We start from the raw sequence: 15,340 nt of genomic DNA on the forward strand, positions 1-15,340 counted from the left end.
TGGGTAAAGTTTTCTAATCGTATTAGAAATCAGGAAATTCTATAGATTTACACAAAATCATATTTAATTTTACAGTCTACTGTCTCAACGGTAGACTGTTCTTGAAGTTTAGTAACAGCTTTTTCAAAAATAGCGATATTATTATAGGGCTTATCCCCAGCTCCTTTATAGTAAACACCATCAAAACCAACTTCATTACATACACTTGCTAAAAAATTTGTGAATAGATAATTTCTTTTTACTAGGGTACTTTCATTATTTTCTCTATTTATAAACAGAGAAAAATCTCCGAAAATAGCATCTACATCAAATAACACAAGCTCTTGCTGCACTTGATACTCCGCTACATCTATAACTTCATTTTTCTTAGGCTCAATTTCATACGGTATGCCCATTTTGTCGTCTGTCAAATATAAAACAGATGTCCCAACTAAGTTGTATCTTCCATGACTCGCTAGACCTTTCGGGGGCATTCCTAAATTACCAACTTCGAATTTTTTATTATCCTTTGCTCTACATCTCCCTCTAAATAGAGATTCTCCGATTTGCACACTTAAATTAGCTTTCTTTTCCAACACTTTATTAAGAACATCAAATATTAATTTTGCTAAATTATGTTTATAAGCTAGCATAGGGTTATCAAAACAATGCTGGACGAAATCATCAATTTGTTCCATTGAGATTATCACACCATAAATTTGAGCTACCTCAATTAATCTATCCTCGAATCCTCCCCAAAATTCATGAATTTCTTCAGATTTGTATATTCTATCAGAGTAATCAAAGTGACCATTATCAGGATTTTGTTTAGGATGGTATCCTTCCCCATAACCACAATTACATCTCAATTTTGGCATGATTTCAGCATGAATATCATCTGGGACGTTCATATTACACAAAAAATCAGCAATATCTATACCGCTACTTTGATAAGAAACTTTTTCTTTTTCAGCTCGAACTTCGTAATCCTGCAAGTCCCTTCCTTCACAATGTGAACAATGCTCAATCTCATCCGATAATACATTAGCAATTGCAGTCACAATTAGCGTTAAACCTATTTTTAAATCATCCTCGCATGTAAAATACATGTCCAATGCTTCCAGTTCTTCTCCACATTCTTTACATACAAAAGTATCTTCTTCACCATAACCAACTACTTTTATTTTAGGATACTCATCTAAATCTTCTATTTTAATTTTAAATTCATCTAAGTATGCATTAATTGAACAGTTACAACAAATAATCTCGTCATATACTTTCATACTATTTCTCCTTTTATTTTACATTTCTATCTAATTATATATATTTAAATATAATACTACATAATTATCCAAAAAAATCATTCAATTCCTCTAATACAAAACTAAAAACAATATTAGATACAAAAATCCTACCTCCCATAAAGAAGATAGGATTTTTTATTTTAAGAGAGTCATCACAAAGTATAGTCTGTATTGGGTTAAATCAATATGATATTTACATTATCAGCTATCATTGAGAACAAATACAATAATCTTAATTAATAATTTATTTATTTATTTATTTATATTTAATCGTTTACATAAAGCCAGACTAAAACTTATAAGTTACCTAACTTCTTCTAAAAGATACATTGCTTCGACTCGAGAGGATAGTTTTCGGTTCAATTCATACTCGGATTCCCAAACGATTGTATTTGTTTGTGCTACATCAAAATGTCTTTTTTCAAATTCATCTTTCCTACAAGTGAAAATTACCTGTTTGCCAATACCTTTTGCATATCCCGCTTCATAGTAAACTCCCGCTTTATGATGAGTTAAATCAGCGATGACAAACTCTGCCCTTTCAATTTCATAGAATATCTCAGGAACAATTTGATTGTTATGTTCTTTAGAATCAATGATAACTGGTTTAAAGCCATTTGCCTCAATACCTTCGCAAAGTTGTTTTCTTAATTCTTTTAACTCGTCATTAAATGACATTGCAACAAATACTTTCTTTCCATAATTAGGTATTTTTATATTTAGTTGTCTTAAGACCTTTTTAACCCTTAGAGCAATACCACTCCAAACCTCATAATTCTCCATGTTCTGCGCTATATAAACCATTGTTACAAAATATGTGAAATGGTCTAATTCTTTGACCAACTGTAAAACATCTTGATAATCATACAAATACTCAGTTGCTTCATATTCTCCATCCCTATCATATATCTTATACGGATAAGAAGGTATCTTGTCGATATGTATATTTAAACCATTTATTAAAGGTAGGACTTCATCAAATGTACTTCTATCGGATTCAAACCTATGGTCTTCAAGTGCTTCTTCAATAGTTTTATCATCTGGCACATATAGACCCGCTAGGATATCAGCTTCAATAGATTTTAGATGAATATTTAAAATCTCTAGTTCATTTTCAACTCCATTATAAAACATTTGTAGTAACTCTTTGTTTTCACTGTAACGTAGTAATTTCTCTTTTAATTGAAGCAATTTATAACACCCCTTAAAAATGTGATATTTTTATAATAATGTATAATTAAGGGGATATAAATACTTTTAGATTAATAAATCATTATGTAAAAAGGAATTCTTAACAAGAATAGCTGTCTTTTAACAACATTAGATAGGTTTCGCATTTGTTATCAGCTGTCATTAGCGAACTCTATCAGTTTATCACTACATGATTTATCAATTTATAGCTCTAAATCATGTACATTATTTGAATCCTATCGAAACTACATCTTATGTCACGTGAGTATCTAGCTTTTATTTTAATGAAGTTTTCATTAAAACTATTTTTAAAATTTTATGTATAAGAAAATCATATCCTGCTATTTAAATCTCTAATATATGTGAATAAGGAAAATACGAGAAATCTTCTCCTTGTATTAACAGGCTATAACATTTTACCTAACAAAATAAAAGATGGGTTTTATTAATTTATGAAACAACGTCGTTAAATCCTGCCCCGTCTTCAATCACCCGCTCCAAGATACAAAAAAGAGAGCCTCAATTAAGAGACCCTATTTATCACATCTGACCATATCTAATCCTACGAAACACTTCAAGAGGATTGTTTGTGGTTCGTTCTAATTTGACAGGCTGTCCACCCTCAAATTGCTTCTCCCATTCCTTGTGTTCTCGTTGTTTTTGATGCTCATATTCAGCTATTATCTCTTTTGCTGTAACCTTTCTTGTTCCATGTCCCAAAACAGCATCAAGCGTCATGTGTTTCATACCATCATCACCATACTTTTCTTCATAAACCCGAATCTCATCTCTAATGGTTTGCATAACATCAAGATATTCATAATCTGTAATTTCTGTACAATATCCAATTTCCAGAAATTCTTTTTCGTATTCATAGTATTCTTGTTCAACATAATACTTGGAAGGCTCGATATTTGGTTTGGCTTTAATGTTGTTGCCTTGCTGCGCTAGATTTTCTAATTCAATCTCTCTAAAAGCTTGATTTTGATTGTTTTGTACTTTCTTGGTCAATTCTATATGTTGTTCAGTGTTCACGCAGGATTCATAATTTCGAATCCCATTCTTAACACTTTTCTCATGCTCTACCTTCGCTGGGAGTGACAGTCCTAGCTGTTCAAGTTCTTTCCTTTCATATTCATCAATCATTTTTTGAACCGCTTTAATTCCATCGGATTCAGTGACACTCATGCCATGTAATTGAAGATGGAGGTTTCTAATACACTCAACATATTTATCGCTCTCAAGTAGTACTATATAAGGTGATTTCTCTTTCTCCTTAAAATAAACCTCTTCTTTCATACGCTGCTCATTAGATGCGATGATTTCTTCCTCTGATGTACCGAGTGCAATCAGTAACTCTTTCACATCTTCTTCAAGCTGAAATTTCTTATCATGCTTCTTCTTCAAATAATTGTGATACTTCTTTTGGGCATTATCTACAACATAATCAAGTAACTTAGAGTGGTATGCTTGTTCATTTTCATGTAAATCGAATGAATCAATTTCACTAGGCTAATGTGCCTTAATATACTCATCAAATGCATATTTGTTTAATACATCGATTCGAAACACTTCATAAATATACTGCAAGTGCATTGCATCGCCTTCTGCATCTTCTACATTCTCGATATATTGAAGCCACTCAGCTTTAAAAGCTTTGGTCTTTGGGCAGTTCTTAAACATTAGTGAATGTGTTTTAGAAATTTCATGTTTCTTAAGCAACTGTTCTTCAATGAACTTTATCTCCATGGCAAGGAATCCATCAATTTCAATCGGCTTATCAGAACCTTTTACTTTAGCTCTCCATGAACATATTCTGCTAATTAGTTTCAACTTCTCCGCTTGGTTAAGTACAGTCTGTATTTGCCCTTTAGCAACCTTAGTTAACGTGTAAGCAAGGTCTTGGAATATCTTCTCTTCTCCATCTTCTATAATTCCTAACCCAATCATGGATTGCTTATATGGTTTAAGTGCTTTTTCACTGAAAACGCCATTCATGATATCTTTTTCAGCAGAGGATATAAGTCCAAAATAGGTTGCCCATCCATTTCTAGTCCTTGCCTTGTTATCAATATCATTCATCTTCCTCATAACCATGAGCGCTAAATGCTTTGAATGGGGTGGTGCTATTCCTTTATTAAATTGCCGTCTGTCTTCTTTCTTAGCTTTTACTTTTCGCTTCTTATCTGTGATGATGATTCGATTCTTACCAATACCTTTGTCCCTAACCTCTTCGTAATTGCATTCAATTTCTTTGATAAGAGATTCGTATTCACGTTTGTTTAGATTCCCATTATTCTTATTCAAAGATTTCATCTTTTCTGGTTTAAACTTCTTAACTGCATTTTGTAGTGTCCATTCTTTTGCCACTTTTTTACCTACTTTCTCCTTATTTTTATTAATGAATTTGAGGATTAATTTCTGTGCAAGATTTACCTCTATATAAAGACATTTTTATATAAATATTTAGAGACAAATCTTGCACTGTTTTTTTGCCTTAGATTCGCCCTATCTTTACTAACGGTTTTGATATTTTCAGTTGATATTTTTTAATTTACGCTTATCTGAATCCGATTCAATGTCATAACTTAAGGACATCCGTTCCATGTCTCCCTTAGAAAACACAAAAAAGGAGCGAATCTACATACAACTCACCTCGTTCGAAAGCACACTCATCCCTGTCCAATATAGGCATAAAAATTAGCCTATCCCTATGAGTACGTCATAGGCATACAGAATAAGTGCGCCTCCTTATGAGGCGGTTGCATGTAAATCCACTCCTTTATAATTTATTCATTTAACAATTTACTTTTTTAAAATTTTAATTCTTAATATGATAACATTAATATTCTCATAATACAATAGATTCATTATAGTAAATGAACAAGAAGCGCAAAAATAGGAGTGTATCGAAATTAGTGTTATAAATACAGGAAATTGGATGTTTATGTTAACAATAAACTAGCAAAATATCCGTCTCGTATCGGAATTTTTTATGTCTTGCTTGGTGTAAATTGAGGCGCTTAACTCCTTTTCATAACAAGAGGGCTATAATATATGAAAATATAGCCCTCAGTAATTATATATTTAAATGAGATGGTGCTTTTTCTGAAATCTTTTTAATGTCCTCTTCCATCTCCAATAGATGAATTTTTCGATGGCAATTCGGACATAAAGCAACCACATTATCTATAGTGTCACTTCCACCTTTAGATAAGTAATGGATATGATGGACTTCTAAAAATGGGTTTCCGTATTTATCTGAGAAAGGCGCTTTTTTGTCACAGAGCTGACAAATTCCCTTTGCCACCCTTCTTGCAAATTCCTTAACATATACACTTCTTGTGAAGACAGATGTTTGTGTTGTTCTACAAGTACTTTCTATTTGTGATTGCTGGTTTGAGGAGATTTGTTTTAACCTCTCTAATGAAAGACTTTTAAAATAAGCAACTTTCATGCTACAAAATTCTTGATACATAGCAGGAAAATGCTTGTATTCAGAAGATGACATTATACGTTCTTTCCATGCTTTCTGTTTCGCCTTAACCTCTAACATTGAATCAAACTTAGTAACCCATACATCTTCCTCAAGGCTAACGCCATAATCTTTCGCTTCCTTTATTATGTTAATAGCCTGCTCTTCTGATTTACACAATAATATCTGGTGTTCAAATAAAACGCTGTATTTTCGCCTACGCTTCATTTGAGTTTTTAAAATTCTATTCTTTAACTCAACACAGTCTTCATAATCCTCAATAAAATGTATTAAAGTACGATTATAAAATACAAATGGTGGCTTAAATCCATGTTCATCTATTTTATTGTAAAACACTTTAACTTGTTCAGCGTTGTCCAGATAATTTACCATCATATTAAGCTCATCTATGGACGGGCTTCTGTTATGCTTTTTTATTAAATCTAAGTACAAAAGTATTTCAGATAAATCTATTGTAATGTTCATAATCTACCTCCTCTTTTTATTCCATGTTACATTTAGCAATAGTCTTATAATAGGAAATAGTCTCATACACTGGATAGTATTAAATATAGTTATCAATGATATAATTAATCTACTCTATATTAATTACGACTACTGTTTTACGGATAATTCCAATCTTTCTTTTGCATTCTCACATGCTGTTTCAAAATATCCTTTAATAACCATTATTTGTTCTGGATTCAACTCGAATCTAGACATTATTTGTATCCAATTTGATTCCTTGGTAAATTCCTCCCATGTAAGGTCATATTTGTTGTAACTGGTCATTGCATGTACAACCCAACGAACTAGCCTTTTCCTTCCATTTCCGTTCAATTTCCTTTGATAGAATAAAGCCGATGCGGCACTTCGTTGATATGACCTATTCACATCAATTCTCTTTGTAACATCCCTAAACAATTTCACAGTATTTCTAGCATCAGTCCTTGCACTATGAGCCTTACCTCTCCATTTTAAGCCCATTACTTCCATTGCATATTTAAGGTTAGGAGTATTTTCAAACAAATCCTCAAATGCATGGTACATTAGATGTTGTAAATCTATGAACCTAGGCATATCCCACTTGATATTATGAAGAATACAATCATTTTTAAGAAAATTAGAATCAGCATTTCCCCAAGTTACCATTACATATTCCCCTTCTAAAAAATAATGAAACCATTCGAGCATTTCGGGAAATGTAGGTGCGTCTTGTACTGTTTTATCACTAATTCCAGTTAATGTCTCAGTATATGTAGAGATGGATGTACTTGGCTTTACAAGAGAACAAAATTCATCAATTACTTTAAACGTTTTAGAATCTAATTTGAATGCAGAAATCTCAACAATTTCTGTTGGCTTATTTGTTTTATATCTTCTAACATTCGCCTCTAAATCCAATACAATGTAATACAAACGTTCCCGCTCCTTGACTCAAGATTCTTATACAACTTCGTCTGACCGCAAACCTTGCAGTTTTTGAATAAGCGAAAACTGTCGCTTGTCTTTCTTTCCTATAAAAAATTTTTAAAGCTTACCGTATACCAAATATGTTCTTGTCAATTATAGCAATAGAGTTTCTCTAGTAAATCTTCCAGTATTCGCATTTCTTCTAGTTCTCTAAAGTGTACGCCGCTTTCATTAAGCTTTGAAGTTTGGGTACGTAGACACTCTCCTCCTTTTATCAACTCCCCAATGACAACAGATTTCTGTTCTATAGAAATTTGTTCTTCTAAGGTGGCATCCCACTCTAGCATTTTAAGTTCCATTTCTTCTTCTGTATATCTTCCTTCTATAAAAGCATCTGCATTATATATGTAGTTTTCACCAAAGAAACCCTCTCCAATTATAGCCACAACTGCAGATTTTAAATCAAACCCTTTAATAATCTCAAAAAAATCCATTCCTGTATTATCCATAACATCCATGCCATGAGAATAAAATTCACGCTCTTCTTTCCATATCGCCATAACTACATCAATTTTTCTCACTTTAACTCCCTCCTAAAATTTCATTAACTCCAAGCCTCTTTTATCAACTTAATACCAAATCCTTCTTCTGCAATTAATACGAGAGCATAATGTATGGGTAAATCCATCTTTATGTACCTGCGTACTCAAAGGCAAATCATTCTAAAATCATTTTCCTACTTATCCCCAAAAACCTCCTTTCATTCATTATATTATAAAACGAATATTCATTAATTTCAAAATATTTAGAACGTAAATACATTTAACTTAATCCGCTGTATTACTGTATAAGTCATACAGTAATACACTATCACATTAACTTTCCGCTGTTAAAAGCGCCTTTCAATAATTATGTTTAAATAACATTAAGTTGTTTTTACTTCAAACAGAACAATACAATATCATTTCAAAATTTCTAGTATACATGCCGTTCTATCTTCCCTTCTTCTAATGCTTAACCCCATCGATTCGCACCATGTATATCGTGTGGTTTAGGGTACTATATCCGCCTTCTTTAGTAAGATGGCTGTAAAATGTGGCAAATAGCCCCCACTACATTCAAAAAAGGAATGAGTCATCTCATTCCTTTTACCATTATACAGACAGTTAAGAACATAATTTTGTGGTCACAAGTTTGGTCACATTTTTACAATAACCATTGCTTTTTTAATAGAATCCCATTTATACAAACCCGTAAAAACGCCTTTTAATCAACGTTTCTCCCGTAGCTCAGCAGGGAGAGCGCCACCTTGACAGGGTGGCGGCCATGAGCCCGAGCCACCGGAGTCATACAAATACTTTCAAAACAGTTTATATCTTATAAAAATCTGTCTCATTATTTCTTATTTCAGACCTTAATTTTTAAACTTCAAACATAAAACTCCCACGGTTGGAAGATCCGCCGGGGCCCACTTTAACTCCAATAAATTATTGACATGAACCCATATCAACTCGGCATGCTCAAGCGCTTTAGGTATACCGGACTCTATGTATGCCTTATAAGTAGCAAGATGAACTATAATATTCTCATATTCATGATCCACTTCTTCTATTTTTTCACCAACAGTAATTAAACATCCTAGTTCTTCTTTGATCTCACGTATCAACGCCTCTTGCTGCATTTCTCCTTCATTAATTTTTCCACCTGGAAATTCCCAATAGTTCGGTAATGACATTGCAGGAGAACGTAATGCACATAGTATTTCATTCTCCTCATTAAAAATGACCGCTCCAACAACCGATACTTTTTTCTTCATGAATCGTCACTTCTTTCACATCTTATTTAGTACATATACTCTCTATATTCCGTCTTTTTGCTTATATCACGCCAGCTTTTTCTCTAATTTCACAACATCTTCATGTAGATTTAAAACATGCAGCTTCCGATGACAATTCGCACATACTCCAACAGTATTATAAATCGTATCTTCTCCATCCTCTGCTAGCCATTTCACATGATGTGCTTCTAAGTATGGATTCCCTTTTTTATCTTGGAAAGGAGCATGCTATTCACATAACTCCCATATACCTTGCGCACGTCTTTTAGCTAGCTCAGCTACATACTCATTACGTTGATATACTGTATATTTTGTAAAGCACCTATTATAACCATGAAATACTACCTTTGTAGCTCGATCCTTTAATTTATTTTAACTTATTACTCCCAACAATTTTTTAGCCACTTAAGCCTGAAATTCAATCTCTCTATGCCATTTCATATATTGACGCTGCATTTCATTCATTCGGATCTGTAACTTATCATGTATATTCAAGAAGATTTTTAAAGTTTCGTCTAAACTGTTCGAAATTAAAATTCTCCCGTCATCTCCAAAGCTAATATAACCTTTATCAAATAAAGCATCATGGTTAGGACAAAGTAGTAGTCCATTGTTTATATCTAACCTTTCCCTATGATTAGATTGGCTCCAAGGCTTAATATGACTTGCTATTAGAAAACGTTTATCAGAGACTCCACATAGTTTACATTTCTCTTCATTCTTCAACAAATTCTTTTTAAAAATGGATTGTCCAATTCTAGATTTTATAACTTGTTCTTTTTCAGTTTGATCTAATACATACGACAAATCCTTCTCTATTTCTTCCAGAATAGTTTCTTCATCACTACCCCCTATGTTTGATAGCTTGTTCCAAGTATCCCTATTTTTTTCTTTAACTATTGTTAATAAATAATCAGCAAGTTCTAGAGTTACTCTAAACAGGTAACCAGTATTACCACGCCCAATCTTATTAAATGGAGCGTATTTTTCACCCTGTAGCTTTAATATGTTTTCTATGAAATCTTTATATATAATAGGAATCTCCAAATCATGGTATTCCACATTTACAATCCATCCTTCTTTTTCCCAGAGCTCAGTCTGTTCCAGTCCAATTGGCTTATCATGAACCTTATAATCTTCTTTTGCAACCAAAATTGATACTAGCCTTCCTTTAAAACTATTAAAAATGATGTCACCTTTTCTTATCATTTTCATATCTGCCCAGTGATGAAATGTTTGTCCCTTGTTATTTTTTTGTGGCGCCCAGAGAAATCCTCCCTCCCTCTCCTCCTTATAACTTTTATTTTGAAATACAAGAAAATAATTCATTTTTCTACTCCCCATATATTAGATTGGAAACTTATCTTATCAATATTTAAGTAACTGTTTATATTCAAATAAAATATTATCAAATCTAGTACTCTTTTTCACATGAAACATCTAAATTATTCCTTATTGCTTTTTATGGTACTTCATCCCATGCACAAAATAATTTAAATCATCTTGTCATAGACAATAAAAAAGTAACAAATTTGAAATTAGGACTAAGTGAAGCAATTGCTGTGAATGGGAATGTAGATTCTTTTGAAGTTACCAATAACAAAGTGCATGATAACAACATTGGAATTGTTCTTATTGGACATGAAAGCATATCTCCAGTAGCAGCTTTAGATCAATCGCGGAACGGAATTATTCGTAACAATTTCGTTCATTACAATTCATCTTTCAATAATACTAGTTATAATGAGTATTCAGCTGATGGTATTTACGTGGATGGTGGGAAGGAAATTATCATAGAGCAAAATCAGAACTATGAAAATGACCTTGGTATCGAAGTAGCATTTGTGAATGTTTTGTGGATGAATTACTCTTCTTTCAAATAAAAGTGTTTGACCCACAAAATAAATAACCCTCAACACGTTGTGCGTCGAGGGTTTGAGGCTCTTAATATAGAAACATATATTAATTGCGTTCCCATTTGTGAACTTGTGTGCGGAATATATCCTCTCGATTCATCAAGTTTTAAGTCATGCCAAAAATATTGATTTATCAAGGTTTTATAAAAGTGATGTTTCATAGTGATTCATCACTTTTTTTTATTTTGTGGGTGAATTGTGGGTGGGTTCGTGGGTGAATTATAAATTATTTTGATTCACCCACAAAAACAAACGGTCATTCATTTATTTCTTCTTTGTCGGTCACGACCTTTTTCTTCTTTTCATATTCCCCTTCCTCAACTCCAAGTTCAAGAAGTATAGCATTCAATTTATTGTAAAGGTCATTCGCACCCCGAACGGAATTTTTGCCCCTATCATTGATCGAAGTTAATTGTCCATTAAATTCGAATGCAATACCGTCTCTATGGCGAAAGATTTTTACACCGTCCAAGTAAGCCGTCTTTTCATTATGATATGTAGCTTTGAAGCGTCCATTTTCGATTGTCTTTTTATCCACTATTAAAAACCCCTTTTCGTTTTCAAGTTCCCCGGCCTACTAAATCTTAAAAATTCGATGCGTCTATTTTGCTGTATCTTATATTTAATAACTACAATACCTCTACTGTCGGAATGTCAACCGGTGCCCATTTCAATTCCTTTAAATGATCAATGCTAATCCATCTCAATTCTGAATGTTCAAGGGCCTTAGGTATTCCTGACTTTATACGCGCTTTATAAGTAACTAAGTGAACAATTATATTCTCATATTCATGTTCAACTGCTTCTAATTCTTCCTCTACAGTAATGAAGCAATCCAATTCTTCTTTAATCTCACGTACTAAAGCATCTCGCGGATGTTCCCCTTTATTTATCTTACCACCTGGAAACTCCCAATAATTTAGAAGTGACATATTTGGAGAACGTAATGCACAAAGTACGTGATTATCATTATTTAATATAACTGCACCAACGACTGATATTTTTTTCTTCATTTTTGATCGCTTCCCTATGCGAATTATTGTAATTTAATCATTATCTTCCTTCTTATATCTTCTTAACTTTTCTTTTAACTTCATAACATCATTTCTTTCATTTAGAATATGTAAACGGCGATGACAATTTGCGCACACCCCTACTGTGTTATAGATGGTGTCTTCTCCCCCTTCAGATAACCATTCTACATGATGAGATTCAAGATAAGGATTTCCTTTCTTATCTTCAAATGGAGCTTTTTGTTCACATAACTCACATATACCATTTGCTCGTCTTTTTGAAAACTCTGCTACAAATCCATTTCGCTGATACGTTTCAGTTTTTATATTTCGTTTATTACTTCCAGATGGAGCTTTCTTAGCCCTCTCCTTCAATTCCTGGTAATCTAATTTTCTTGCTTCCTTCTGTTCTTTTTCCTGCTTGCTTAGGAATACATTTTTTGAAAGAGTTATATCATCGTTTAATAAACGTATTGGAAAAATCCATACTCTTCTCTTTTGGCCTTGCGTATCTTCTTGGGTCTCTTGAAAAGGTTCCTCTACAAGTCTAACTTGCCCCATAAATATATGTTCACCAGGTTGAAATGTCTCAAACAAATATACATCTACTCCATTTTCATTGGATTCGTACAATGTTTTGTTTTGGTTTCCATCTAGTATTTGATGCCCTTCTTGTCCCATTCCAGTGTACAATAATGTACCTTTCTCCCAACGATCATCATAAATACCTTTTGTGTGATCAGAAAATAGCACTAATGTATTTGTTTTTTTAGACCGTCTCATTCCGCCCATGTTTCCACATTTAAAATATTTAGCGATTTCACTATTATTATATATTTCACCTATTACCATTGAATCGATGTCTTTTCTAATACTTTTCAACCACTCTGCTACTTGCTCTATATCGTATTCTTTATCACGAGTGCTAATTTTATAAAACGGTAATCCTTCTTTTTCCATAACACTCAATGTCTTTCTATCTAAATTAAAATGTTCTATAATTTGTTTCTGTGTTACCCTTTTCTTCATTTCCAACAATCCTCAACCCGCTTTACTATTTATTTCTTTCATTTATTACCGTATCTTAACACCTAGTTCCTAGCAAGATATAAATTAGGAGATTTACAACTTAATTCATCAAAGATATTCCTACTCAAAACCTAATGGATGTAAACTTTGTTGGACTTGGAAAACCAACAAATGCTTCTAAGAATGCAAAAGATTGGAGTACATGGCCGGGGCATCCTAAATACGGTAAGGTTCCCGAAATTATAAGACTAGAAATGTTAGAACGTGAAGCAGTGGCTAGAGAAGCTTTGAAAAAATCAATAAAAGAGAGGTTACAATCCATTGAAAACAATAGTTAAAAATATAGGTGGTAAAAAGATAATAGCTACAGCAGAAGAACATTTAAGCCCCCAGATAGAAAAGTTATTGTATTTGCTAACTAAAGTAGAAGATAACAAATTAGTTGATGGATTTTCTATACAAGTTGGTTGGTCTATTTTTGTTCTATCCAAACGTGAAGATGGGTATCACATTATTGCCCCAGATTATACAAAAAATCCATTTAAGGATACTACAGATGATTTAACAATTGCTTTATGGGTGCAATTAGAACAAGTACACTGTTTACGTCAGTTAAATATTGATGGTGAAATGATAAAGTTTAGCGATAAAATAGTGACTGCAAAAAATGTGTTACAACTAGATGAGGTTTATTTACAAAGGGCTAGGGATTGTGAAAAAGGTGATTCTGGTTGGTATATCGGTCCTGTCGATGAAACAGAAGAAACTGAAGGTAAATTAGAAGCATTTTACGCATATCAGCTACTAAAAATTAGACCTTCAATTATTCAAGTTTTAGCCTTACCTTATGAATATCTGGTAGTTTTTGAGAAAGATAAAATCAAAGCCATTTTAGATGATAACGATGTCGATGTTTGGAATGAAGTTACAAACTGAGATTGGTAAAGTTCTAAAATAATTGATAGGAGTTAACCGCATGGACTCAAAAACTTCGGAAATTCTAGGAATATTAGACGATTATGAGGAAAGTGAAAAAGAAATTTTTGTAATAATAGAAGCTGAAGCAATGGTTTACATTAAACTAGACACTTACAGGATGGAAAATAATCAATTATGAATAATAAAAGAGCATCCCTCCCATTAAAACAGGATTGCTCTTTTTTAAATTTCTCTACTACTTCACATACACACAGGCTTCATTTGCTGTTATATAGTATGTTTTTCCTTTGCTATTGTGTACTTTATATTGTGACGATCCATTGACAGTTACTTTCGCATCAATTGTAAATCCTAACCCTGCATCTACAGACCCAGCAACATCTTTATCCTGCCAAGATGGAGATTCATAGAAACGTAAATTGTCCACTTTAGAAATAACCCTTTTACCAGCTACAGTAGAAGCTTCCGTCCCATTGTAACGAATGTATGAGGAATCATAATAAATCCATTGGTTACCACCAAGATTTAACCAGTTTCCTAATTTGCCCCATACTTTATAAGCCTGTCCTTTTTGTAGTTTACGAATAACACTATTATCTGTTGATGGTCCAGAGCGAAGATTTACATTGTATCCCTCAATATATGCAACACTATTTACCTGTACTGTGCCAGGTACTTCATTTGGTTTTTGTGGTTTAGCATCCACTGTAACAGAGTTCCCGTTATAAGCCTTTAACACATCTGCTCGGAATTTAGCCTCTGATACACCATGACTACGAAGATAATCAAGTGGATCTTCATGGTCTGTGCCACCTAATTTATAAGTAATATCCTTATGTGTCCATAATCCTTTAGAAGGATGAATATTTCGTTCTCGCAAGATTTCTCCAATCCAACGGTATAACTACCAACCACGGTTTTCTATCCGCTTTTATTGCTAATGCATCTGGCTGTTCACGTTCATCCTCCAACCAGTTGTATAACGTCTTGAATCCTTCTTTCCTCGCTTTTACTTCCCATTCAAGACCTTAAACCCTTCACATCATTTGAGTACCCGTCCATCGCACCAGAGAGTGGTACACGAGCACCGCCTATTAAACTAGCAAATTCTCTTTCGCGTCTCATACCCTTATCTCGTTGACTTTTCCCCATCTATAATTCTCCATTTCTTTAAAAGGACTATTTTATTAGGTTTTCTAACAACCTTCATTTTTCAATTTTCAGATCCAGATGCACATCTAGAC

General features: G+C 33.1%; 15 protein-coding genes and 4 pseudogenes. 4 read left to right on the top strand and 15 right to left on the bottom strand.

The features are described 5' to 3' along the window. Nucleotides 1-47 precede the first annotated feature (47 nt). The 10 genes and pseudogenes from QCI77_RS27870 to QCI77_RS27915 form a co-directional block, all read right to left on the bottom strand. Nucleotides 48-1,262: a hypothetical protein gene (locus QCI77_RS27870; protein ID WP_353825811.1), complete on the bottom strand. Its 1,215-nt coding sequence runs from the start codon at nt 1,260-1,262 to the stop codon at nt 48-50. Between the two features lie 324 nt (nt 1,263-1,586). Beyond that, entirely contained in the window at nt 1,587-2,474 is an 888-nt protein-coding gene (locus QCI77_RS27875; protein ID WP_353825812.1) for a nucleoside 2-deoxyribosyltransferase, read from the bottom strand. Nucleotides 2,475-3,014: 540 nt separating this feature from the next. Then, a complete protein-coding gene (locus QCI77_RS27880; protein WP_353825813.1) occupies nt 3,015-3,881 on the bottom strand; it encodes a hypothetical protein in 867 nt (288 codons plus the stop codon). Between the two features lie 105 nt (nt 3,882-3,986). After that, complete coding sequence (locus tag QCI77_RS27885; protein WP_353825814.1) at nt 3,987-4,844, bottom strand: hypothetical protein; 858 nt, start codon at nt 4,842-4,844, stop codon at nt 3,987-3,989. Nucleotides 4,845-5,553: 709 nt separating this feature from the next. Continuing rightward, nucleotides 5,554-6,435 carry an HNH endonuclease gene (locus QCI77_RS27890; RefSeq protein WP_353825816.1) on the bottom strand — a complete coding sequence of 294 codons (882 nt, stop codon included), beginning with the start codon at nt 6,433-6,435 and terminating at the stop codon, nt 5,554-5,556. Nucleotides 6,436-6,564: 129 nt separating this feature from the next. Then, nucleotides 6,565-7,368: an exonuclease domain-containing protein gene (locus QCI77_RS27895; RefSeq protein ID WP_098831566.1), complete on the bottom strand. Its 804-nt coding sequence runs from the start codon at nt 7,366-7,368 to the stop codon at nt 6,565-6,567. Nucleotides 7,369-7,511: 143 nt separating this feature from the next. Continuing rightward, nucleotides 7,512-7,943, bottom strand: a complete 432-nt coding sequence (locus QCI77_RS27900; RefSeq protein ID WP_353825817.1) for a hypothetical protein — start codon at nt 7,941-7,943, stop codon at nt 7,512-7,514. An 833-nt stretch (nt 7,944-8,776) separates the two neighbouring features. Beyond that, complete coding sequence (locus QCI77_RS27905) at nt 8,777-9,178, bottom strand: (deoxy)nucleoside triphosphate pyrophosphohydrolase (protein WP_353825818.1); 402 nt, start codon at nt 9,176-9,178, stop codon at nt 8,777-8,779. Between the two features lie 66 nt (nt 9,179-9,244). Beyond that, nucleotides 9,245-9,397, bottom strand: a pseudogene (locus QCI77_RS27910) (HNH endonuclease); the annotation flags it as partial. A gap of 207 nt (nt 9,398-9,604) precedes the next feature. Continuing rightward, nucleotides 9,605-10,414: an HNH endonuclease gene (locus QCI77_RS27915; protein ID WP_353826038.1), complete on the bottom strand. Its 810-nt coding sequence runs from the start codon at nt 10,412-10,414 to the stop codon at nt 9,605-9,607. A 239-nt stretch (nt 10,415-10,653) separates the two neighbouring features. Here QCI77_RS27915 and QCI77_RS27920 point away from each other — a divergent pair. Then, nucleotides 10,654-11,040 (top strand): annotated as a pseudogene (locus tag QCI77_RS27920) (DUF5123 domain-containing protein); the annotation flags it as partial. A gap of 331 nt (nt 11,041-11,371) precedes the next feature. On the opposite strand, the gene QCI77_RS27925 reads toward QCI77_RS27920, so the two are convergent. The 3 genes from QCI77_RS27925 to QCI77_RS27935 form a co-directional block, all read right to left on the bottom strand. Next, on the bottom strand, nt 11,372-11,653 hold the full coding sequence (locus tag QCI77_RS27925) for a hypothetical protein (RefSeq protein ID WP_000358992.1): 282 nt from the start codon (nt 11,651-11,653) through the stop codon (nt 11,372-11,374). Nucleotides 11,654-11,744: 91 nt separating this feature from the next. After that, entirely contained in the window at nt 11,745-12,128 is a 384-nt protein-coding gene (locus tag QCI77_RS27930; protein WP_353825819.1) for a (deoxy)nucleoside triphosphate pyrophosphohydrolase, read from the bottom strand. 33 nt (nt 12,129-12,161) lie between these two features. Continuing rightward, nucleotides 12,162-13,157, bottom strand: a complete 996-nt coding sequence (locus QCI77_RS27935; RefSeq protein ID WP_353825820.1) for an HNH endonuclease — start codon at nt 13,155-13,157, stop codon at nt 12,162-12,164. A gap of 134 nt (nt 13,158-13,291) precedes the next feature. Here QCI77_RS27935 and QCI77_RS27940 point away from each other — a divergent pair, with 134 nt between their 5' ends. Genes QCI77_RS27940 through QCI77_RS27950 form a run of 3 tightly spaced genes read left to right on the top strand, consistent with a single transcriptional unit; the run spans nt 13,292 to nt 14,274 of the window. Then, on the top strand, nt 13,292-13,495 hold the full coding sequence (locus QCI77_RS27940) for a hypothetical protein (protein WP_353825821.1): 204 nt from the start codon (nt 13,292-13,294) through the stop codon (nt 13,493-13,495). Then, nucleotides 13,479-14,093, top strand: coding sequence for an immunity protein Imm33 domain-containing protein (locus QCI77_RS27945; protein WP_060751001.1), 615 nt, complete (start codon nt 13,479-13,481; stop codon nt 14,091-14,093). Before QCI77_RS27940 ends, QCI77_RS27945 begins: the two co-directional genes overlap by 17 nt. Before the next feature lie 40 nt (nt 14,094-14,133). Then, nucleotides 14,134-14,274: a hypothetical protein gene (locus tag QCI77_RS27950; protein WP_201025623.1), complete on the top strand. Its 141-nt coding sequence runs from the start codon at nt 14,134-14,136 to the stop codon at nt 14,272-14,274. A gap of 57 nt (nt 14,275-14,331) precedes the next feature. On the opposite strand, the pseudogene QCI77_RS27955 reads toward QCI77_RS27950, so the two are convergent. Continuing rightward, nucleotides 14,332-14,988 (bottom strand): annotated as a pseudogene (locus QCI77_RS27955) (SH3 domain-containing protein); the annotation flags it as partial. Continuing rightward, a pseudogene (locus tag QCI77_RS27960) lies at nt 14,948-15,248 on the bottom strand (hypothetical protein). The pseudogenes QCI77_RS27960 and QCI77_RS27955, both read right to left, overlap by 41 nt. Nucleotides 15,249-15,340: the final 92 nt, after the last annotated feature.

This window comes from Bacillus cereus group sp. MG9 (assembly GCF_040459995.1).
Classification (GTDB): Bacteria; Bacillota; Bacilli; order Bacillales; family Bacillaceae_G; genus Bacillus_A; species Bacillus_A mycoides.